Origin of the sequence: Pseudomonas corrugata, assembly GCF_001269905.1 — a bacterium.
GTDB lineage: Bacteria > Pseudomonadota > Gammaproteobacteria > Pseudomonadales > Pseudomonadaceae > Aquipseudomonas > Aquipseudomonas corrugata.
The window spans coordinates 192600-212416 of record NZ_LHVK01000006.1; the positions used below are offsets into that span (position 1 = coordinate 192600).

The 19817-nt window shown below is 60.5% G+C and carries 19 protein-coding genes; 9 read left to right on the forward strand and 10 right to left on the reverse strand.

Annotation, left to right across the window (positions count from 1 at the left end; translation table 11 throughout):
- Genes AD665_RS09005 through AD665_RS09030 form a run of 6 tightly spaced genes read left to right on the forward strand, consistent with a single transcriptional unit; the run spans window position 1 to window position 7324 of the window.
- Window positions 1-1371, forward strand: a complete 1371-nt coding sequence (locus tag AD665_RS09005) for a DHA2 family efflux MFS transporter permease subunit (protein ID WP_053191886.1) — start codon at window positions 1-3, stop codon at window positions 1369-1371.
- A gap of 16 nt (window positions 1372-1387) precedes the next feature.
- Complete coding sequence (locus tag AD665_RS09010; RefSeq protein WP_053191788.1) at window positions 1388-3244, forward strand: IucA/IucC family protein; 1857 nt, start codon at window positions 1388-1390, stop codon at window positions 3242-3244.
- On the forward strand, window positions 3238-4020 hold the full coding sequence (locus AD665_RS09015; protein WP_024777666.1) for an HpcH/HpaI aldolase family protein: 783 nt from the start codon (window positions 3238-3240) through the stop codon (window positions 4018-4020). Before AD665_RS09010 ends, AD665_RS09015 begins: the two co-directional genes overlap by 7 nt.
- Window positions 4017-5900 carry an IucA/IucC family protein gene (locus AD665_RS09020; RefSeq protein ID WP_053191790.1) on the forward strand — a complete coding sequence of 628 codons (1884 nt, stop codon included), beginning with the start codon at window positions 4017-4019 and terminating at the stop codon, window positions 5898-5900. Before AD665_RS09015 ends, AD665_RS09020 begins: the two co-directional genes overlap by 4 nt.
- 4 nt (window positions 5901-5904) lie before the next feature.
- The gene (locus AD665_RS09025) at window positions 5905-6726 is read left to right on the forward strand and encodes an IucA/IucC family C-terminal-domain containing protein (RefSeq protein WP_414860483.1); all 822 of its coding nucleotides are present in this window, start codon (window positions 5905-5907) and stop codon (window positions 6724-6726) included.
- On the forward strand, window positions 6719-7324 hold the full coding sequence (locus AD665_RS09030; protein ID WP_024777663.1) for an RraA family protein: 606 nt from the start codon (window positions 6719-6721) through the stop codon (window positions 7322-7324). Before AD665_RS09025 ends, AD665_RS09030 begins: the two co-directional genes overlap by 8 nt.
- A 59-nt stretch (window positions 7325-7383) precedes the next feature.
- Here AD665_RS09030 and AD665_RS09035 read toward each other — a convergent pair whose 3' ends face one another.
- Window positions 7384-7785 (reverse strand): hypothetical protein, encoded by a 402-nt coding sequence (locus AD665_RS09035; protein ID WP_024777662.1) that lies wholly within the window; start codon window positions 7783-7785, stop codon window positions 7384-7386.
- Window positions 7786-8044: 259 nt separating this feature from the next.
- On the opposite strand from AD665_RS09035, the gene AD665_RS09040 reads away from it, so the two are divergent.
- Window positions 8045-9106 carry a zinc-binding metallopeptidase family protein gene (locus AD665_RS09040; protein WP_053191792.1) on the forward strand — a complete coding sequence of 354 codons (1062 nt, stop codon included), beginning with the start codon at window positions 8045-8047 and terminating at the stop codon, window positions 9104-9106.
- A 323-nt stretch (window positions 9107-9429) separates the two neighbouring features.
- Here the strand turns inward: AD665_RS09040 and AD665_RS09045 are convergent, their stop codons facing one another.
- The 8 genes from AD665_RS09045 to rplM form a co-directional block, all read right to left on the reverse strand.
- Window positions 9430-10377 (reverse strand): IS110 family transposase, encoded by a 948-nt coding sequence (locus AD665_RS09045; RefSeq protein ID WP_053191794.1) that lies wholly within the window; start codon window positions 10375-10377, stop codon window positions 9430-9432.
- Window positions 10378-11068: 691 nt separating this feature from the next.
- The gene (locus tag AD665_RS09050; protein ID WP_024781105.1) at window positions 11069-11482 is read right to left on the reverse strand and encodes a ClpXP protease specificity-enhancing factor; all 414 of its coding nucleotides are present in this window, start codon (window positions 11480-11482) and stop codon (window positions 11069-11071) included.
- 16 nt (window positions 11483-11498) lie between these two features.
- Window positions 11499-12116, reverse strand: coding sequence for a glutathione S-transferase N-terminal domain-containing protein (locus tag AD665_RS09055; protein WP_024781106.1), 618 nt, complete (start codon window positions 12114-12116; stop codon window positions 11499-11501).
- Window positions 12117-12263: 147 nt separating this feature from the next.
- Window positions 12264-13046, reverse strand: a complete 783-nt coding sequence (locus AD665_RS09060; protein WP_024781107.1) for a cytochrome c1 — start codon at window positions 13044-13046, stop codon at window positions 12264-12266.
- A complete protein-coding gene (locus tag AD665_RS09065; protein WP_024781108.1) occupies window positions 13046-14257 on the reverse strand; it encodes a cytochrome b in 1212 nt (403 codons plus the stop codon). Before AD665_RS09065 ends, AD665_RS09060 begins: the two co-directional genes overlap by 1 nt.
- Window positions 14257-14850 (reverse strand): ubiquinol-cytochrome c reductase iron-sulfur subunit, encoded by a 594-nt coding sequence (gene petA, locus AD665_RS09070; RefSeq protein WP_024781109.1) that lies wholly within the window; start codon window positions 14848-14850, stop codon window positions 14257-14259. The genes AD665_RS09065 and petA overlap by 1 nt, the downstream gene beginning before the upstream one ends.
- A 257-nt stretch (window positions 14851-15107) precedes the next feature.
- Window positions 15108-15500 carry a 30S ribosomal protein S9 gene (gene rpsI, locus AD665_RS09075; protein ID WP_003228056.1) on the reverse strand — a complete coding sequence of 131 codons (393 nt, stop codon included), beginning with the start codon at window positions 15498-15500 and terminating at the stop codon, window positions 15108-15110.
- Window positions 15501-15514: 14 nt separating this feature from the next.
- Window positions 15515-15943 carry a 50S ribosomal protein L13 gene (gene rplM / locus AD665_RS09080; protein ID WP_024781110.1) on the reverse strand — a complete coding sequence of 143 codons (429 nt, stop codon included), beginning with the start codon at window positions 15941-15943 and terminating at the stop codon, window positions 15515-15517.
- Between the two features lie 245 nt (window positions 15944-16188).
- Between rplM and AD665_RS09085 the strand changes: the two genes are divergently transcribed.
- The gene (locus AD665_RS09085; protein ID WP_053191796.1) at window positions 16189-17229 is read left to right on the forward strand and encodes an NADP(H)-dependent aldo-keto reductase; all 1041 of its coding nucleotides are present in this window, start codon (window positions 16189-16191) and stop codon (window positions 17227-17229) included.
- A 176-nt stretch (window positions 17230-17405) separates the two neighbouring features.
- Here the strand turns inward: AD665_RS09085 and AD665_RS09090 are convergent, their stop codons facing one another.
- A complete protein-coding gene (locus AD665_RS09090; RefSeq protein WP_024778101.1) occupies window positions 17406-18542 on the reverse strand; it encodes an acyl-CoA dehydrogenase family protein in 1137 nt (378 codons plus the stop codon).
- A 244-nt stretch (window positions 18543-18786) separates the two neighbouring features.
- On the opposite strand from AD665_RS09090, the gene AD665_RS09095 reads away from it, so the two are divergent.
- On the forward strand, window positions 18787-19683 hold the full coding sequence (locus AD665_RS09095; RefSeq protein WP_173668656.1) for a GlxA family transcriptional regulator: 897 nt from the start codon (window positions 18787-18789) through the stop codon (window positions 19681-19683).
- Window positions 19684-19817 lie beyond the last annotated feature (134 nt).

Here is a 19817-nt window from a genome sequence, read left to right on the forward strand (position 1 = left end):
ATGTTGGGCACCCTCACGGTCAGCCTCAATAACAGCTCGCTCAACCCGGCGTTACCGGCGTTCATGGCGGCGTTCGCCATCGGACCACTGATGGCGACCTGGATCGTCGCGGGTTTCATGACCGCCATGGGCATGACCATGCCGCTGACCAGCTTCCTGAGCCAGCGCCTCGGCCGCAAGCGCTTGTACTTGTGGGGCGTGGCGCTGTTCATCGGCGGTTCGCTGATGGGCGCGGTGGCTGACTCGATAGTGCTGGTGATTGCGGCGCGGGTGGTCCAGGGGATCGCCAGCGGGCTGATGATCCCGTTGTCCCTGGCGATCATTTTTTCGGTGTATGCCAAGGATGAGCGGGGCCGGGTCACGGGGCTGTGGAGTGCCGTGGTCATGCTCGCTCCGGCGGTAGGGCCATTATGCGGCAGCCTGCTGCTGGAGTGGTTCAGCTGGCGCTCGCTGTTCCTGATGAACGTGCCCATCGGGCTGGTGGCGCTGATCCTGGGGTTGGGCGTGTTGCCGGCTTCCGAACCGCCGGAGCGCAAGCCGTTCGATTTCGCCGGGTATCTGCTGATCGCCTCGGGTATTGGCTTGCTGATGGTCGCCACCAGTCGTCTGCGCCACGCCGACGGCCTGCTGGATCCGCTCAACCTGGCGATGCTGACGGCGGGCGGGTTGTGCCTGATCGCCTTCGTGCGCGTCGAGTTGAGCCGTCCGGAGCCGCTGCTCAACCTGCGGATCTTCAACCTGCGCGGCTACCGCCTGAGCGTGATCATCGCCGTGGTGCAGTCGGTGGGCATGTTCGAGTGCCTGGTGCTGGTGCCGCTGCTGGTGCAGATGGTGCTGGGCTACAGCGCGATCTGGACCGGGTTCGCCCTGCTGTGCACCGCCGGGTTCGCCAGTCTGTTCGGCCAGATGGGCGGCAAGTTGCTCGACCGGCACGGGCCACGGGCCGTGGTGTCGGTGGGCATGCTGCTGACCGGCGCCTCGACCCTGGCCCTGGGCATGCTCGGCCCGCAGGCCACCCTCGCCACGGTGTTCGTCTTGATGATGGCGCGCGGTGCCGGGCTGGGGCTTTCCTACATGCCGGTGACCACCGCCGGGCTCAACGCCTTGCCGGAGCCGATGGTCACCCAGGGCGCGGCGATGAACAACATCTCCCGGCGCCTCGTGTCGTCGCTGGCCATCGTGATCGCCTCGCTCTGGCTGGAAATGCGCCTGGGCGCCGAAGCGGGTTCTGCGTTGCGAGCCTCGGGCGCCGTCAGCGAGGTGTTCATCGCCACCGGCGTGCTGATCCTGCTCGCCTTGCCCTGCGCCTGGCGTTTCCCCATGCCGGAACGGGCGCCCGAAGTGCGGTCCGTGGCGCTCGAACAACGTTAATTGATAAGGAACTCCCATGACGATTTTTGAACAAGCCCCTCAGCCCACCGCCCCAGGTGTCTGGCTGGCGGGTACCGATGCCGATGTCCGGGTAAAAGTCCAACAAAGGGTGGTCGGTCAACTGCTGCAAACCCTGCTGTACGAGGACGTGCTGACGTACCAGTGCCAGGCGCTTGCGGACGGCCGGTATCGTTTCATGGTGCAAGGCATCGATGCCGCGCAACAACCGGTGCAATACCATTGTAATGGCCTGCGCAGCAGCAGTTTTGAGCTGATCCGCCTGGATCACGCCAGCCTTGAGCGAGTCGATGCCGCAGGCCATTCCCGGGTACCTGACCTGCACCAGGCGTTGGCCGAACTGCTTGGCGAGTTCGAGGGCAGCACCCATCTGCCGCGCTTTATCCAGGAACTGGAGCAGACCCAGCTCAAGGATCTGCAATCGCGCAGCCAAGGCTACCGTGGACCGCGTGCTCCCCATCGGCTGGACGTGGATGCGCTGGAACAGCACTTCATGGACGCCCACAGCTACCACCCGTGCTACAAATCGCGGATCGGTTTCTCCCTGCACGACAACACCCGCTACGGGCCGGAGTTCGCCAGCCCCATCGCCATTGTCTGGCTGGCCGTGGCCAAGTCCTGCGGGGCGATGAACCATTCCAGCAAGATGGATTTCGACGCGTTCATCCGCCAGGAAGCAGGGGAGACGCGCCTGCAACAGCTGGCCACGATCCTCGAAGGCCGCGGTCAGTCGCCGGACGCTTACTGGGTGCTTCCCGTCCACCCATGGCAATGGGAAAACACCATTGTCCCGACGTTCTACCCCGAGCTGCTCAGCGGCGAATTGATTTACCTGGGCACCTCGCAGGACCAGTACAAGGTCCAGCAATCGATCCGCACCCTGGCCAACGCCAGCGCGCCCGAGCGCCCTTATGTCAAGCTGGCGATGAGCATGACCAACACCTCCAGCACGCGGATTCTGGCACGGCATACGGTGATGAACGGCCCGATCATCACCGACTGGCTGCAGCAACTGATCGCCACCGACAGCACCGCCCGTGCCCTGGATTTCGTCATCCTCGGTGAAGTGGCCGGGGTCAGCTTCAGCTACGACCACCTACCGGTCACCCGCGCGTCTCAAGCCTACGGCACTCTCGGCGCTATCTGGCGTGAAAGCATCCATGCCTACCTCAAGCCCGATGAGCAAGCGGTGCCATTCAACGGCCTGAGCCATGTGGAAAACCGCTATGGCCAGGGCGAGCAACTGCCGTTCATCGATGCCTGGATTGCCCAGTACGGTTTGCAGGCCTGGAGCCAGCGGCTGCTGGAAGTCACGGTGCCGCCGATCATTCATATGCTTTACGCCGAGGGCATCGGTATGGAGTCCCACGGTCAGAACATTGTGCTGATCACCAAGGACGGTTGGCCGCAACGCATTGCCCTCAAGGACTTCCACGACGGCGTGCGCTACTCCCCGGCGCACCTGGCGCGGCCGCAGCTGTGCCCGACCCTGGTGCCATTGCCCGCCAGCCATGCAAAGCTGAACCGCAACTCGTTCATCCTCACCGATGACGTGAATGCGGTACGGGATTTCTCCTGCGACTGTTTCTTCTTCATTTGCCTGGCGGAAATGGCGATTTTCCTGCGCCAGCACTATCAGCTGGATGAGACCCGCTTCTGGCAGATGACCGCCGACGTCATCACGGCTTACCAGGCTGCGCACCCGCAACACCGCGAGCGCTTTGCGTTGTTCGACGTGTTCGCACCGTCCTATGAGGTGGAGGAACTGACCAAGCGCCGCCTGCTGGGCGACGGGGAGCGGCGCTTCAAGTCGGTGCCCAATCCGCTGCACCCCTTCAGGCCGCAGACATGCTGAGAACCAATCAACTGAAGCTCAAGCTCGCTGCGGGACAGGCCGCCTATGGCCTGATCAGTTCGATTCCGTCGGCCATGGCGATCGAGTTGATCGCCGAGGCCGGTTACGACTTCGTGATCATCGACATGGAGCATGTGCTGATCAACCCGGAAACCGTGGAGCACATGATCCGCATGGCCGAAGCCTACGCCGTCACACCCTTGGTGCGGGTGGCGGACCTGAATCCGAAAACCCTGCTGCGCCTGCTCGACGGCGGCGCCCAGGGCATCGTGTTGCCGATGATCGAAAGCCCGGAGCAACTGGCCGATGCGATTGCCGCGTGCAAGTACCAGCCGTTGGGGCGGCGCAGCCTGAATGCCGGGCGCCCCGGTTCGTTTGGCAAACACAGCCTGGCCGAGTACGTGGGACTGGCCAACGAGCAAATCATGGTGGTGGCGATGATTGAAAGCGCCGAAGGCGTACGGCGTGCGGCGGACATCGCGGCGGTGCCCGGCCTGGACATGATCCTCGAAGGCGCGGCGGACCTGTCCCAGTCTCTTGGCACGCCCTGGCAGATCAACACGCCGGCGGTGCAACAGGCGCTGCTGGACACCTGGCAGGCGGCCCGCGATGCCGGCATTCCCTATTGCGCCATTCCCCGCCAACCCGACGACCACGCCCGCTGGCGTGCCCGAGGGGTGAACACCTTTGTACTGGGCGACGAGCGCGGCATCGCGTTTCGCGCCCTCCAGGGCCGCTTGGCCACACTTTCTTCAGAAGGACATGAATCAAGATGACTCGCCTGACCTCACAAGCCCTGGCCCAAGCCGCCGATATCGTCATGCAGGATCTGGTGGATTGCTTGCTGGCCGAACATTTCTTCGGCAGCGAGCCGTTGCCCCTGGCACGCATCGGCGACTGGCAGCAGGCCCACCCGACAGCGCCGGTGCTCGACGGGCTGACCCCGCAACAGTGCATCTGGGATTGGTGTTACGACCCGACCGAACAGCGCTTCATCAGCATTGCCCTGCGTGCGGGTATCACCCAACAGTGGGAAAAAGTGCCGGGTACAGCGGTGCTGGCCCGGCAGGAGGAACAATGGACCGTGCTCTCCCCGGAAGACTTCATGAAGCGGGTGTTCAGCGCGATGGCCGAACGCTTCAAGGACAACGATAAAGGGCTGGCGCTGTTTCTCGATGTGCTGCGCACCAGCGTCAAGCAGACGGCACTGTCCTTGTCCCATGCGGTAGATGACCGTGAGTTGATGGCCCAGGATCCGGCGACGTTCTTGCGCACCATGGAACAGTGGGCCTCGCTGCGCGACCGTCCCTATCACCCGCTGGCCAAGGCCAAGCAAGGGCTCGACGACGAGGAGTACCTGCGTTACCAGGCCGAGTTCGCCCGGCCGGTAGCCTTGAACTGGGTGGCGGTGGACCGCACGCTTCTGCAATGCGGTGAAGGCGTGGGAGACCTGGCGCAGTGTTATCCGGCACGTTATCTGTTGCCTGAACCTCTGCAGGCCCGGCTCGCCGGGGAAATGCAGTCACGGGGCCTGGCCGACAGCCACATCGCGCTGCCAGTCCACCCCTGGCAGTGGGACCACGTCCTCGACGAACAGCTGGGTGCGGTATTTGCCAAGGGCGACTGCCAGCGCCTGAGCTTCAATGAGGGTGATTTCTTCGCCACCTCATCGCTGCGCTCCATGACGCCGTGCTTCGACAGCGCCGACTACCTCAAGTTGCCAATGGCCATCCACTCCCTGGGCGCATCGCGCTACCTGCCAGCGGTGAAGATGATCAACGGCGGCCTGAGCGAAGCCTTGCTCCACGAGGTCCTGGACAAAGACGCGACCCTGCGTCACTCGCTGCACCTGTGCAACGAGGGCAAGTGGTGGGCGTTCATGCCACCCGAGGCCACGCTGTTCGATGAGGCACCGAGGCATCTGTCGGCTATGGTTCGGGGTTACCCGAGCGCATTGCTCAACGATGCCGATACCCGCCTGCTGCCCATGGCCGCCCTGGGCACGCCGCTGCCGGGCAGCAACCGCCACTTCTTCGATGACTGGATGCGGTATCGCAACCTGCCGGCGGACGCCGAGTCGGTCATGACCCTGTTCCGCGAACTGGCCCGCAGTTTCTTCGACATCAATCTGCGCATGTTCCGCCTCGGCATGCTGGGGGAAGTCCACGGCCAGAACGCTGTGCTGGTGTGGAAGGACGGCCATGCCGAAGGCTTGCTGCTGCGCGACCACGATTCGCTGCGGATCTTCGTGCCGTGGCTGGAGCGCAACGGCATGGCGGACCCGGTGTACCGCATCAAGAAAGGCCACGCCAACACGCTGTACCACGCGCGTCCTGAAGACCTGTTGTTCTGGCTGCAGACCCTGGGCATCCAGGTCAACATGCGCGCAATCATGGACACCCTGGCGCAGGTCTATTCGATGCCGGTGAGCTGTTTGTGGCAGGCCCTGCGGGACGTGCTGGACGAGTTGATCGAGACCATCGACTTCGACGCCGAGACCCGGGCGATGCTCAAGGCGCAACTGTTCGACGCACCGAACTGGCCGCAGAAGCTGTTGCTCACGCCCATGATCGAGCGGGCCGGTGGGCCGGGCAGCATGCCGTTCGGCAAGGGCGAGGTGGTCAACCCGTTCCGCCGGCTGTCGCTGGAGGCCTGAGGGCATGGCGGTCACTCGCATGCTCGGGATTAAACCGGCATTCGCCGCCGATGCCTGCCGGTTTACGGCCGGCGAATGGGCCGTGCTCAGCGGTCCCTTGCGGCTGAAACCGGCAGGAGAACGCGATTCGTCGCGTTCCCTGGCGGCCCATGAGCTGTTGAATGGCGGTGTGTGCCTGCGGCTGTTGGACGAGCTGACGCCGGTCCTTGGCTCACCGTCCCGGGCAATCACCGCCTCGCTGCTGAGCAAGCGAATGTCGTTCCTCACCACCAACACTTGCCTGTATGCGCTGTTGGCCTGTGACAAGGGGCTGCGGATGTCCTTGGACAACAGCGTCATCGAATACGGTCACGACGAGGGACGCTGGACCTCGTCGATGCCATTGCTGGACCTGGAGCCCTGGACCTATGCCGTCGGCGAGCGGCAGGCCTGGCGTGAAGCGGTGGTCGGCAGCCTGTTCGCCGGGCTGCTCAAGCCATTGTGGGATCGGTTCGCCCAGGTCAGCGGCATCTCCCGACGCATCCTCTGGGAAAACACGGCGGTGCGGGTCTATTCGCTGTATGAAAAACGCATGGACAGCTTGCGGGACCCGTCCACGCGCCGGCGCATCGATGCCGACTTCGACTGGCTGCTGAACCAGGCCGATCCTGGGCTGTTCGGCCTGGATTACAACCCGTTGCAGCATTTTCGTCGCGCCCCCATGCCCCTTGCCGATGGAGGCTGTCGGCGATTGCGGCGCACGTGCTGTTTCTATTACCAAGCAAGCAACCCGGTCGAATACTGTTCGGCCTGCCCGTTGCTGCGCAAGAGAACAAGACATGAATGATTCAATCACGCCAGCGGAGCTCACTGAGTCGCTGTTGGCACAGTACCGGGGTATCGCTTCGTCCACCCTGGGGCACTTCACCGACAGCGGTTACCTGCGGGGTATTCGCCCGCTGTTCGATAACCTGCGCATGCTCGGCAGGGTGGTCACGGTCAGGCTCTTCACACCCGACGGCAGTGTCTTGCGCGAAGCCTTGTTGTTGAGCGAGCCGGGGGATGTGCTGGTGGTGGAATGCGTGGGTGACCCCGATTGCGCTTGCTGGGGAGAATTGCGCACCCTGGCCGGCCTGATCAAAGGCCTGGCCGGCGTCGTGGTGTGCGGCGCGGTGACCGATGTGGCCGCCCTGCGGGCCCATCGCCTGCCGGTGTTCAGTCGCAGTGTCAGCGCTTTCACAACCCGCAGCCTTGGGCTCGGCGGCGAAGTCAATCAGCCGATCCGGGTGTCGGGTGTCACTGTGCATCCGGGCGACCTTGCCATCGGCGATGACGACGGTGTGTTCATCCTCGGGGTGCAACAGGCCATCGATCTGCTGCCCAAACTACTGACGAAAGAACAGGCGGATCGGCAGAAAAGAACCGAGTTTCTGCAACGGATTTAGTGGCCTGTGTGGTTGATTCGCGCACTCAAATCAACCGTACAGGTCACTAGCGCTGAGCGTCAGGCGTCGCGGAACAAGTCGTGGGCGTCCAGCAAGCGCCAGGCGATTTCCGGGCGTTTTTCCAGCCCGCGGCGAATGGCGGCCGGGATCGATTGGCGAATCTTGCGGCAGAGACCGGGTTGTTCCTGGAACTCGATGGCGATACCGCGCATGGTCCGGACTTCGTTATAGCCCGGCTCGATGGTCAAGCGGATGCCCAGGTTTTCGTAAAGCCGCTGTTGCAACCGTTCGAGCTCGGCCAGGTCCTGGATGTTTTCCAGCCGTTCGAGCAGGCGCTTTTCTTCCTGACGGTTCAGGCAAAGGATGCGCAAGTCGCTGCCCGCCGTTTCCAGCAATGCATCGCGCCCGCAGTCGCAGACGCCAGGCGGGCAGGGGGGGCGGATCGGAATCGACGCGGTCATGGGCTCCACAAATCCGGGTACGACGAAACTGCCGTTGAGTCCATCGGCGGTCCAGGCAATGTGATGCCTGGCGATATTGGGGTCAACCCTGTCATATGGCCGCCGGTCTGTCACCTGGCATGGCCCGCTCGTCTGTTTATCCGCCGATCCGATCAAATTTTTCCAACACGGGCACCCTCAAGAAAGACAGGCACGTTACGGTCCGCTCCGTCATCGGCACCGCGACGGCCCCGTGGCAAGCATAAGGAGAGTCCGATCGATGCAAGCGAATCTGTCTACATTACCGTTGCTGGAAGAGTTGCTGATGGCCCGCGGACCCGGCGGACAGGAAGACGAAGTCCGGCAAATCTGCCTGCGGGAACTGGAACCCCATTGCGACAAGACCTGGGTCGACCCGGCCGGCAACGTGATCGGCTTGATCAAGGGAGCCGTCAGCGGTAGCGGCCGCCAAACGCCGGTCAGGGTCATGGCGCATCTGGACGAAATCGCCATGCTGGTCAAACGCGTCGAACCCGATGGAACACTTCGGGTAGTGGCCTTGGGAGGTGCTAACCCGATCAACTTCGGCGTGTGCCCGGTGGACATCCTGGGCGATCGGGATTTCATCCCGGGTGTGTTGTCGTTCGGCTCCATGCACAGCACGGCCGAAACCCATCAGGGGGCGGATGTCCTGTCCGGGAATGTGCACTGGGAAGATGTCCACGTGATCACCCGTTGTTCCCGGGAACAATTGCACAGGCACGGTGTGCGCCCTGGCACGCGGGTGGTGCTGAGCCAGCACTGGCGCCGGCCGTTTCGGGTGGGCGATGCCATTGCCGCGCACTTTCTCGACGACCGTGCGCCGATGGTCGCGACCCTGCAGGCTGCCGCGCTGTTGGCCGAGCGCCGGGCGGAACTGACCGGTGAAGTGTATTTCGTGTTCAGCACCCTGGAAGAGGAGTCCAATGCCGGAGCACTGTATGCCGCCGCCCACCTGCCGGGCGAGGTGACCGTTGCCGTCGAGGTCGGGCCGGTAGTGCAAGAGTATGGAACCCGGTTGAGCGTCAACCCGATCATCAATACGGGGGACGAAAAAGGCTGCTACAGCCGCAATATCGTCGACCAGTTGTACCGTGCCGGCGAACGCAGCGGCCTGGAGCCGCAATTCGCCTTCCTGGTGGACTTTGCCAGTGATGCCAGCGCCGTCATGGGCAGTGGCGTGTCGGCCATGGGAGGTTGTATCGCGATACCCACGGAAAACACCCATGGGTATGAGCTGATCCTGGAAGGCAGCATTGAAGCCTGCGCGGCGACGTTGCTGGAGTTCCTGCTCAATCGATGAGGCCCTGCGGCCAGTGAACCCTATGGTGTGCGAGCCTGCTCGCGATGACGGCGGAACCTTCAACACAGGAGCAAGCAGATCCACCGCTATCGCGAGCAGGCTCGCTCCCACAATGGGCCAAGGTGCCAGCAGGATTTGAGTCCCACCGCAGGTTCTCTGTGGGAGCGAGCCTGCTCGCGATGACGGCGACACATTCAACACTGGAGCGGGCAGACCCACCGCTATCGCGAGCAGGCTCGCTCCCACAATGGGCCAAGGTGCCAGCAGGATTTGAGTCCCACCGCAGGTTCTCTGTGGGAGATTCTATGGTGCAGGGCTAGCCCCTAAATGCCTTTTGGTAGGTATTCGCTCTGGTTCTTCAACAGAGCGAATGCCACTCGCGCAAGCTTGCGGGCCAGTGCTACCAGTGCTTGGGTTGTGCTAAATCCTCGAGCCCTTAGGGCCTCATAAAATCCCTTCCACGCCGCGGTGCGGCTCGCCGACATCGCGGCGTTGTGCATCAAGCGACGCGCCTCTGGATCACCTCGTTTAGACAAGCAACGGCGCCCCTTCTTTTTCCCTGAGTCCGCGATGCGCAAGTCCAAGCCCAGAAAAGCGATGAAAGCATCGGCATTCCTGAAGTCCCCACGCTGAAACGATGCGATTAAACGGGCACCACTCAACAAGCCGATGCCTTCGACTTTCATGCAACGCTTGAGCTGATGACCCAAACCGGCTTGTTCCAACTGCGTCTGAATGGTTTTCTCGAGCAGGGTTTCCAGTCTTTGCATAGCGTTTATCTGGCTTTTGAAAGCCGCTTCGAGCAACGGCTCGTTCGCCCAGCTTTGCTTGAGGCTGACACGCGCCTGAACCAGAGCTGCGCGGCGCCGGAAAAGGCTTATAAGTCGGCAATAAAGGGGTGATGGCGGGACCCAAGGGTGCAACAGATGGCCCTCGTTGTTTAAATAACGAGCCAACAACCGAGCATCTAAGGCATCTGTTTTAGCGCGCACTTTCACGCCCTTGCGGTAATGACTGAGCTCGTAACCGTCGATTATGTAGATCACACAGCCTTGCGCATAGGCCAGATCGGCGAATTCCTGGTGATAGGTATTGGTCGCTTCAATGGCAACATCCACTGGCGCGGGCAACGCCTTGAGCCATTTCTTGATCGCAGCTTTGGTGTTGGGGATTGTTTCGAGCCGGTCAGATTCGGCGTGATAAATCACCAACTCATCCTTGGCGACATCGACACCTACGATTGGCTGGGTGATGGCGATGGGCATTGCCATTGAAAATCCTCCGGGCTAAGGTTTGAACACTTGAAGGGTTCACCCAGAGGCGCAGGCTTGTTCCTATCGTCGGTCTAGGCCAGATGCATTCTTTATCGGCGCTTGGGTGAAAGGAGGAGGGGCGAAATCTCCCACGGTCTGTACTGCTGCTAACAGTCAGAATCGAGCCTTGTCCCTCCTCCTCCCTTCAAGTCCTACCATACAAGCGAGCCTGCTCGCGATTGCGATGTGTCAACCAACATCAATGCTGCTGACCTGACGCCATCGCGAGCAGGCTCGCTCCCACAATTGATCGGGGACAGCCGGAAAAGACAAGTCGGCTGCCAGGTCGCCTCGCGAGCAAGCTTTGCTCCTACAAGTGGATTCAGGTTCAGCCGGAAAAGCCAGACCGCCTCGCTTTGGCTTTGGCTTTTGATCTTAGATGCCCCGTAAACCACAAGGGCCGAACGCAGGCGTTGCGCAGTGGGCATCACGGCATGGATGCCGGGATAGCCGCGCTGGGCCATGAATGGCCCTTCGCGGCGGGCCCACGGAGCAATGCCGGAGCGAGGGAACACCGAGCCTTGGCGAGGTGCCCAGTGGTGGGGCAAAGACTTTTTGGTTACTTTTGGGGCGCTTGCCAAAAGTGACCCGCCGTAAGGGCGGAACCATAAGCAGCCATTACCAAAGAAACGGATATGTACACTAATCCTTACTTCACCACCTTAAGACTAGGCCGACCACTAGGCCGCGGCGGCTCATCATCCGGTGGCGGCAGGTCATCATCCACCTCGTACTCTTCCTCGCCATCCATCGGCGTTTCCAGCTCAAACACCATGCCCTGGCCATTCTCCCGGGCATAAATCCCCAGGATCGAAGCAATAGGCACATACAGCGTGTGGGGCACACCGCCGAAGCGGCCTTCGAAGCTCACGGCATCGTTGTCCATATGCAGATGGCGTACGGCTGCCGGCGATACGTTCAGGACAATCTGCCCGTCATTGGCAAACCCCTGCGGAACCTGTACCGATGGATACTCGGCATTGACCAGCATGTGCGGGGTGCAATCATTGTCCACAATCCACTCGTAGAGCGCGCGGACCAGATAAGGTCGACTGGAGTTCATAGCGGCTCCCTAAGCCTTAGCGCATGTCGCGTTCGACACCAGACAGACTCGCCTGGAAAGTCTCACGCGCAAATTGGCGCTCCATATAATCAAGCAGCGGCTTGGCTGGCCGCGGCAATTCGATACCCAGAATCGGCAAACGCCAGAGTATGGGCAATAGGCAGCAATCCACCAGACTTTGTTCCTCACTGAGGAAAAACGGCTTATCGATGAACAGCGGCGATACGCCTGTCAGGCTTTCACGCAATTCCTTGCGCGCCACGACCCGCGCCGGCTCCTTGGTCCGCGAATCCAGGATCAGATCCACCAACCCGCACCAATCACGCTGAATGCGATGGATCAGCAGGCGGCTGTTGGCACGCGCCACAGGGTATACCGGCAGCAAGGGCGGATGCGGGTAGCGCTCATCCAGGTATTCCATCACCACCGTCGACTCCCACAATGCCAGGTCACGATCGACCAGCGTGGGCAGGCTGCCATAGGGGTTCACTTCAATCAGCTTCGGCGGCTGACGGCCAGCCTCAACGTAGATGATCTCGGCGCTGACACCCTTTTCTGCCAGTACGATACGTACCCGGTGGGAATAGTGGTCGGCGGGGTCGGAGTAACAGGCCAACCGATTGGTCACGCCCATGGCGATCCTCCTCGCTTGTTGAAATTTTAGAAAGAAAAACAAGCGCGCCCAGAGGGCGTCTCCCGTAACACCTGGCTTACCAGGCTCGTTACACCTTCAGAGACGCCCTTGGGCGCGCACGATTAACAGCAACAGCTTACAGCTTTATCAATGCACGTCTTTCCAGTATTCACGCTTGAGCAGGTAAGCGAATACGAAGAAGAACGCCAGGTACAGCAATACATACGTACCGATGCGCTGATGTTGCAGCTTCACCGGGTTGGCCGAGTAGGCCAGGAACGTCACCAGATTCTTGACCTTCTCGTCGAACTGCTCAGGCGTCAAGGCGCCACTGTTCGGCACGATGGTCAGCTGATCGCAGGCTTCATGAGTCAGGGCGGTGCCGGTCAACGGGTCGAATTGCTTCTTGCCGTTCTCGACGATCTGCACCTGTTTGCAGCCTACCACCTGACGCCCCTGCAGGCCGACCAGGACGTTCGGCATGCCGACATTCGGGAAGACCTTGTTGTTCACGCCCCATGGACGCGCAGGATCTTCATAGAACGAACGCAGGTAGCCATAGAGCCAGTCGGTACCGCGCACACGGGCGACCAGGGTCAGGTCCGGCGGCGCAGCGCCGAACCAGGTCTTGGCATCTGCCGGCTGCATGCCGACGGTCATGTGGTCCCCCAGCTTGGCGCCGGTGAACACCAGTTTCTCGAGCATCAGCTCATGGGGGATGCCCAGGTCATCGGCCACGCGCTCGTAACGCTGGAACTTGGCACTGTGGCAACCCATGCAGTAGTTGGCGAACGTACGCGCGCCGTCCTGCATGGCGGCTTTATCGGAAACGTCGATATCGACTTTTTCCAGCTCTGGACCACCGTGTTCGGCCGCGAAGGACAAGACAGGCATGGCAGCAAGAATCAGTACAGCAAATAGCTTTTTCATCAGCCAGTCACCCTTTCCGGAACCGGTTTTGTCTTCTCGAGCCTGGTATAGAACGGCATCAGAATGAAGTAGGCGAAGTACAGGAACGTACAGACCTGCGACAGCAACGTACGCTCCGGTGTTGGTGCCAGCACGCCCAGTACACCCAGGATCATGAACGAGATGCAGAACACCACGAGCCAGATCTTGCTCAGCCAGCCTTTGTAGCGCATCGACTTGACCGGGCTGCGGTCCAGCCACGGCAGGACGAACAGCACGGCGATGGCCGCGCCCATGGCGATAACACCCATCAACTTGTCCGGGATCGCCCGCAGAATCGCGTAGAACGGCGTGAAGTACCAGACCGGGGCAATGTGCTCAGGGGTCTTGAATGCGTTCGCCTGTTCAAAGTTCGGCTTCTCAAGGAAGTAGCCGCCCATCTCCGGGAAGAAGAACACGATCGAGCAGAAGATGAACAGGAACACCACTACGCCGACGATATCTTTCACGGTGTAGTACGGGTGGAAGGCGATGCCATCCAACGGTACGCCGTTTTCGTCCTTGTGCTTCTTGATGTCCACACCATCGGGGTTGTTCGAGCCGACTTCGTGCAGCGCCAGGATGTGCAGCACCACCAGGCCGAGGATCACGATCGGCAGGGCTACCACATGCAAGGCGAAGAAGCGGTTCAGGGTAATGCCCGAGATCAGGTAATCACCACGGATCCACTGGGTCAGGTCGTTACCGATGACCGGAATCGCGCCGAACAGCGAGATGATCACCTGGGCCCCCCAGTAGGACATCTGGCCCCACGGCAGCAGGTAACCCATGAAGGCCTCGGCCATCAGCGCCAGGTAGATCAACATGCCGAAGACCCATACCAGCTCACGGGGCTTCTGGTACGAACCGTAGAGCAGGCCACGGAACATGTGCAGGTAAACCACGATGAAGAACGCCGAAGCGCCAGTTGAGTGCAGCAGACGCAGGATCGAGCCGTACTCGACGTCACGCATGATGTACTCGACGGAAGCGAACGCTTCTTCAGCCGACGGGGTGTAGCTCATGGTCAGCCAGACACCGGTAACGATCTGGTTGACCAGAACGAGCAATGCCAGGGAGCCAAAGAAATAGAAGAAGTTGAAGTTTTTCGGAGCGTAGTACTTGCTGAGATGGTCTTCCCACATCTTGGTCGCGGGGAAGCGCGCATCAACCCAATCCATAAGTTTGCTCATCACGCTTTCTCCGTGTCGACGCCGATGACAATGATCTCATCCGACTCATAGGAATGCGGGGGAACTGGCAGGTTCAGAGGTGCAGGTTGCGATTTGTAGACGCGACCCGCCAGGTCGTAGTGGGAGCCGTGGCAAGGGCAGAAATAGCCCCCTACCCAGTCCTTGCCCAGATCGGCAGGGGCCACTTCGGGACGGAACGTTGGCGAGCAACCCAAGTGCGTGCAGATTCCGATCAGCAGCAGGATTTCCGGCTTGATCGAACGCACTTCAGGATTGACGTATTCCGGTTGGACCGAGTTCTTGGAAAAGGGATCGGACAGCTGGCCCTCGATCTTTTTCAGATTCCCCAGGATTTCCTCTGTACGGCGGACGATGAACACCGGCTGGCCGCGCCACTCAGCAATCATCTGCTGGCCTGGCTCGATCTTGCTGACATTCACTTTCACCGGTGCACCTGCAGCTTTCGCCTTGGCACTGGGAAACCATGACCCCACGAACGGGACCGCAGCCCCCACCGCTCCTGCAGCACCCACCACGGATGTGGCTGCTACCAGGAAGCGACGCCGGCCTGCATTCACGCCGTCATTGCTCATTCAGTCCTCTCCCATCAGCTTTGTGGCCTGTTAGATCAGGCGTCTACTAAGTAAAAATCTGAACTTATAAAAATTTTGCCGAATGGTAATGAAAACCCCCAATTCTGACAAGGTAATTACCAAGCGACCATACCGCCAAGCCTTGTAGTATAGGGGGTCTACGAATGTGGCAAGTTGTCACAGAGCATTTATTTCGCCCATAAAAAAACGCCCAGCTCCGTGAGGAACTGGGCGCCTTTTGAAAGCGGAAGCGAAAATTAACGCTTCGAGTACTGCGGACGCTTACGCGCTTTACGCAGACCGACTTTCTTACGTTCAACTTCGCGAGCGTCGCGAGTAACGAAGCCAGCTTTGCGCAGGGCGCTACGCAGGGTCTCGTCGTAGTCCATCAGAGCGCGAGTGATGCCGTGGCGGATTGCGCCAGCCTGACCACTTACACCACCACCGATAACGGTGACGTAGATGTCGAATTTTTCGACGGTCTCGGTCAGTTCCAGCGGCTGACGAACTACCATGCGGGCAGTTTCGCGGCCGAAGAAGTTATCCAGGGAGCGGTTGTTGATGGAGATGTTACCAGTGCCCGGACGCAGGAAAACGCGTGCGGTTGCAGTCTTGCGACGGCCAGTGCCGTAATTTTGAGTCGCCGACATAATGAACTATTCCGTTAAAACTTCAGTTCTTGGGGCTGCTGAGCAGTATGAGGGTGAGCAGCGCCCGCATAAACCTTCAGCTTACGATACATGTCGCGACCCAGCGGGTTCTTAGGCAGCATGCCTTTAACCGCGGTCTCGATCACGCGCTCAGGGGCTTTGGCGATCAGCTTTTCAAAGTTGATCGACTTGATGCCGCCCGGAAAACCGGAGTGGGAGTAGTACATTTTGTCAGTGGTTTTAGCGCCAGTAACACGTACTTGCTCAGCATTGATCACGACGATGTAGTCACCGGTGTCAACGTGAGGGGTGTACTCAGGCTTGTGCTTGCCACGCAGACGGCTCGCGATTTCGGTGGCCAGACGACCCAGGGTCTGACCAGCAGCGTCGACGACGAACCAGTCGCGCTGTACTGTTTCCGGTTTAGCAGTAAAAGTTTTCATTCTTTATAGCCTCAGGGGCCGCCCTGTAAATTAGACGGCGGATCTTACTGAATAGTGCGTACTTTGACAAGTCAAAGGCAGCCGGATACAGACGCTTTCGGGGGCTCGGGTCGGCGCGTCCGTTCAACGGCAAGATTCTTCGGCGGCGGCGCATCACTTCCACTGCAGAAAGAGGTGCGCAATTATGCAGATTGCGAAAAATATTTCAACCTGCTTTTATGATTGTTTTGCCCAAGGAGTACCCGATGGACTATCGCCAGCTAGGCCGTACCGATCTGAACGTGAGCGCCCTGTGCCTCGGAACCATGACCTGGGGTGAACAGAACAGCGAGGCCGAGGCTTTCGCCCAGATCGAACGCGCCAAGGGTGCCGGCATCAATTTCATCGACACCGCCGAGATGTACCCGGTCCCGCCCAAGGCCGAGACCTATGCCACCACCGAGCGCTACATCGGCAACTATTTCAAAAGCCGTGGAGACCGTGCCGACTGGATCCTGGCGAGCAAGATCGCCGGCCCCGGCAACACCATCGATTACATCCGCGACAAGCATCTCAAGCACAACCGCCGCCACATTGTCGAAGCGCTGGACGCCAGCCTCAAGCGCCTGCAAACAGACTGGATCGATCTTTACCAGTTGCACTGGCCGGAGCGCAGCACCAATTTCTTTGGGCAACTGGGCTACACACACAAGGCCGATGAGGACTTCACCCCACTGGAGGAAACCCTCGAGGCCCTCGATGAACAGGTCCGTGCCGGCAAGATCCGCCATATAGGCCTGTCCAACGAGACGCCATGGGGCACCATGAAATTCCTCGCCCTGGCCGAAGCCCGTGGCTGGCCGCGAGCGGTGTCGATCCAGAATCCGTACAACCTGCTCAACCGCAGCTTCGAGATCGGCCTGGCGGAAGTCGCCCTTCGCGAGCAGTGCGGGCTGCTGGCCTATTCACCGCTGGCGTTCGGCTTCCTGTCGGGCAAATATGAGGGCGGTGCACGGCCGGCCAAGGGCCGCCTGACGCTCTATAGCCGCTTCATGCGCTACTTCAACCCACAATCGGAAGCGGCTTGCAGCCGTTATGTGGCGCTGGCCCGTGAACACGGCCTGGATCCGGCGCAAATGGCCCTGGCGTTCGTCACGCAACAACCGTTCGTGACCAGCAACATCATCGGCGCAACCACCCTTGAACAACTGGACAGCAATGTCGCCAGCTTCGACCTGAAGCTGTCGGACGAAGTGCTGGCGGGGATCGAGGCGATTCACAGGGATCAGCCGAATCCTGCTCCTTGATTGACCCATCGACCCAATCGCGAGCAGGCTCGCTCCCACAAGGGTTGCTGATCGTTCCCACGCTCTGCGTGGGAATGCATCTGGTGACGCCCGCGTCACCAGAGCGGAACGCAGAGCGTCCCTGGCGGCGTTTCCACGCAGAGCGTGGGAACGATCACCCCAAGAGCACAACGCAATCAAAGCGACCGCGCAATGATCTCCTTCATGATTTCATTGGTCCCCGCATAGATCCGCTGCACCCGCGCATCCGCCCACGCCCGGGCCACCGGATACTCCCACATGAAGCCGTAGCCGCCATGCAACTGCACGCATTCGTCGAGCACCTTGCATTGCAGGTCCGTGCCCCAGTACTTGGCCATCGCTGCCGTCGGCACGTCGAGCTTGCCCTGCAGGTGCAATTCCAGGCAGCGGTCGACAAAGACCCGGCCGATCTGGATCTCGGTGGCCATTTCCGCCAGTTTGAAGCGGGTGTTCTGGAAGTCCGCTATGGATTTACCGAAAGCCTTGCGATCGCGGGTGTAGTCCAGCGTCCACTGCAGCGCCGCTTCGGCCGAGGCCAGGCCACCGATCGCGACAGTCAGGCGCTCCTGGGGTAATTCCTGCATCAGGTAGGCAAACCCCATTCCGGCCTGACCTAGCAGGTTCTCCTTCGGCACGCGGACATCCTGGAAGAACAGTTCCGACGTGTCCTGAGCCTTCATTCCGACTTTCTCCAGGCGCTTGCCCTTCTCAAAACCAGGCGTGCCCGCTTCCACCAGGAACAGGCTGGTTCCCTTGGCGCCGGCTTTCGGATCGGTCTTGGCGACCACGATCACCAGGTCAGCGAGAAAGCCATTGGTAATGAAGGTCTTCGAACCATTGATGATGTATTCATCGCCGTCCAGTACCGCTGTGGTTTTCACTCCTTGCAGGTCGGAACCTGCCCCGGGTTCGGTCATGGCGATGGCCGTGACCATTTCGCCGGAGACCAGTTTCGGCAGGTATTTATGCTTCAACGCTTCGCTGCCGTAATGCAGGATGTATGGCGCAACGATATCGGAGTGCAGTGAAAAGCCGATACCCGTCAGCCCCAGACGGCCGATCTCCTCTATCACCACCGTACTGTAGAGAAAGTCCGCGTCGAGCCCGCCATAAGCTTGCGGCAGATGCGAACACAGCATCCCCGCCTCCCCGGCCTTGTTCCAGAGTCGACGATCAACATGCCCCTGCTTCTCCCATTGGCTGTGGTACGGCACAGCCTCTTTTTCCAGGAACGTTCGCACGCTGTCGCGAAACAGTTCGTGCTCGGGACTGAACAGGGTTCTCGGGATCATGGCGCACCTTCGGTTACTGTTGGATGGGGTTATCCGACAGAGCCTAAGCCTGGGATGTGCCATAGGACACTGGACACATCCGACAAAAAATAAGACGATCCAGCCGTCTGGTGACCACTTTCCCCTATAAAAACAAGATGAAATTATGTCTATGCAACCCTCCACGCCCTTGCGGCGCGTCAGTATCCTCGCAGTCGACCGGGTTTTCGCTTTCACCCTCATGCAGGCCAAGGACTTCTTCCACCTGGCCAGCCTGCGCTACGGCAAACAACTGGGCCAGGGCCTGACACCGGCGTTTGAGATCCGCCTGGTCAGCCCTGATGGCAAACCGGTAAACAGCTTCAGCGAAGTGATCATGCCGGTGGATGGTGGCCTGGAAAACACCGATGTGATTATCCTGCCGGCGTTCTGGGATGACTTCCCCACCCTTTGCCAACGCTATCCCCAGGTCCTGCCCTGGCTGCGGGAACAGCACGCTCGCGGCGCCGTACTGTGCGGCGAGGCCACTGGCGTGTTCTGGCTTGCCGAGGCCGGGCTGCTCGATGGCAAGGAAGCCACGACCTACTGGCGCTTCTTCAACGCCTTCAGGGAGCGTTTTCCCCAAGTACACCTGAACCAGGACAAGCACCTGACCGACGCCGACAACCTGTTCTGCGCAGGCGGCACGACTTCGGTGTGCGACCTATACATCTACCTCATCGAACGCTTCTGCGGCGCCAACGTGGCCCAAGCCGTGGCGCGGGACATCCTGTATGAAGTGCAGCGCAATTATTCACCGGGCAGGATCGGTTTCGGCGGTCAGAAGCTCCACCAGGACGTGATCATCCTGCAGATCCAGCACTGGCTCGAAGAGCACTTCGCCGACAAGTTCCGTTTCGAGGACGTCGCCCGGGAACACGGCATGAGCATTCGCAATTTCATGCGCCGCTTCCAGACCGCTACAGGTGACAAACCGCTGCATTACCTGCAGCGGCTGCGCATCGAAACCGCCAAGGGTCTACTCTCCGGCAGCCGCAAGAGCATCAAGACCATCAGCTACGAAGTCGGCTACGACGACGCGAGCTTCTTCGCACGGCTGTTCCGCCAACACACAGACCTGTCGCCGAACCAGTACCGGCAGCAATTCCAGCAGGCGGCGTAAGGCTTCGGACCCCACGCCCCCCTGTGGGAGCGAGCCTGCTCGCGATGACGGCGGCACATTCAGAATCGTAGCAAGCTGACCCACCGCCATCGCGAGCAGGCTCGCTCCCACAGGGTTATGCGGTGGATCAGCCA

What these genes read in the sequence shown, in the direction of transcription:
- AD665_RS09005 (WP_053191886.1), top strand. Translation starts at nt 1, where the DNA reads ATGTTGGGCACCCTCACGGTCAGCCTCAATAACAGCTCGCTCAACCCG.
- AD665_RS09010 (WP_053191788.1), top strand. Translation starts at nt 1,388, where the DNA reads ATGACGATTTTTGAACAAGCCCCTCAGCCCACCGCCCCAGGTGTCTGG.
- AD665_RS09015 (WP_024777666.1), top strand. Translation starts at nt 3,238, where the DNA reads ATGCTGAGAACCAATCAACTGAAGCTCAAGCTCGCTGCGGGACAGGCC.
- AD665_RS09020 (WP_053191790.1), top strand. Translation starts at nt 4,017, where the DNA reads ATGACTCGCCTGACCTCACAAGCCCTGGCCCAAGCCGCCGATATCGTC.
- AD665_RS09025 (WP_414860483.1), top strand. Translation starts at nt 5,905, where the DNA reads ATGGCGGTCACTCGCATGCTCGGGATTAAACCGGCATTCGCCGCCGAT.
- AD665_RS09030 (WP_024777663.1), top strand. Translation starts at nt 6,719, where the DNA reads ATGAATGATTCAATCACGCCAGCGGAGCTCACTGAGTCGCTGTTGGCA.
- AD665_RS09035 (WP_024777662.1), bottom strand. Translation starts at nt 7,785, where the DNA reads ATGACCGCGTCGATTCCGATCCGCCCCCCCTGCCCGCCTGGCGTCTGC.
- AD665_RS09040 (WP_053191792.1), top strand. Translation starts at nt 8,045, where the DNA reads ATGCAAGCGAATCTGTCTACATTACCGTTGCTGGAAGAGTTGCTGATG.
- AD665_RS09045 (WP_053191794.1), bottom strand. Translation starts at nt 10,377, where the DNA reads ATGGCAATGCCCATCGCCATCACCCAGCCAATCGTAGGTGTCGATGTC.
- AD665_RS09050 (WP_024781105.1), bottom strand. Translation starts at nt 11,482, where the DNA reads ATGAACTCCAGTCGACCTTATCTGGTCCGCGCGCTCTACGAGTGGATT.
- AD665_RS09055 (WP_024781106.1), bottom strand. Translation starts at nt 12,116, where the DNA reads ATGGGCGTGACCAATCGGTTGGCCTGTTACTCCGACCCCGCCGACCAC.
- AD665_RS09060 (WP_024781107.1), bottom strand. Translation starts at nt 13,046, where the DNA reads ATGAAAAAGCTATTTGCTGTACTGATTCTTGCTGCCATGCCTGTCTTG.
- AD665_RS09065 (WP_024781108.1), bottom strand. Translation starts at nt 14,257, where the DNA reads ATGAGCAAACTTATGGATTGGGTTGATGCGCGCTTCCCCGCGACCAAG.
- petA (WP_024781109.1), bottom strand. Translation starts at nt 14,850, where the DNA reads ATGAGCAATGACGGCGTGAATGCAGGCCGGCGTCGCTTCCTGGTAGCA.
- rpsI (WP_003228056.1), bottom strand. Translation starts at nt 15,500, where the DNA reads ATGTCGGCGACTCAAAATTACGGCACTGGCCGTCGCAAGACTGCAACC.
- rplM (WP_024781110.1), bottom strand. Translation starts at nt 15,943, where the DNA reads ATGAAAACTTTTACTGCTAAACCGGAAACAGTACAGCGCGACTGGTTC.
- AD665_RS09085 (WP_053191796.1), top strand. Translation starts at nt 16,189, where the DNA reads ATGGACTATCGCCAGCTAGGCCGTACCGATCTGAACGTGAGCGCCCTG.
- AD665_RS09090 (WP_024778101.1), bottom strand. Translation starts at nt 18,542, where the DNA reads ATGATCCCGAGAACCCTGTTCAGTCCCGAGCACGAACTGTTTCGCGAC.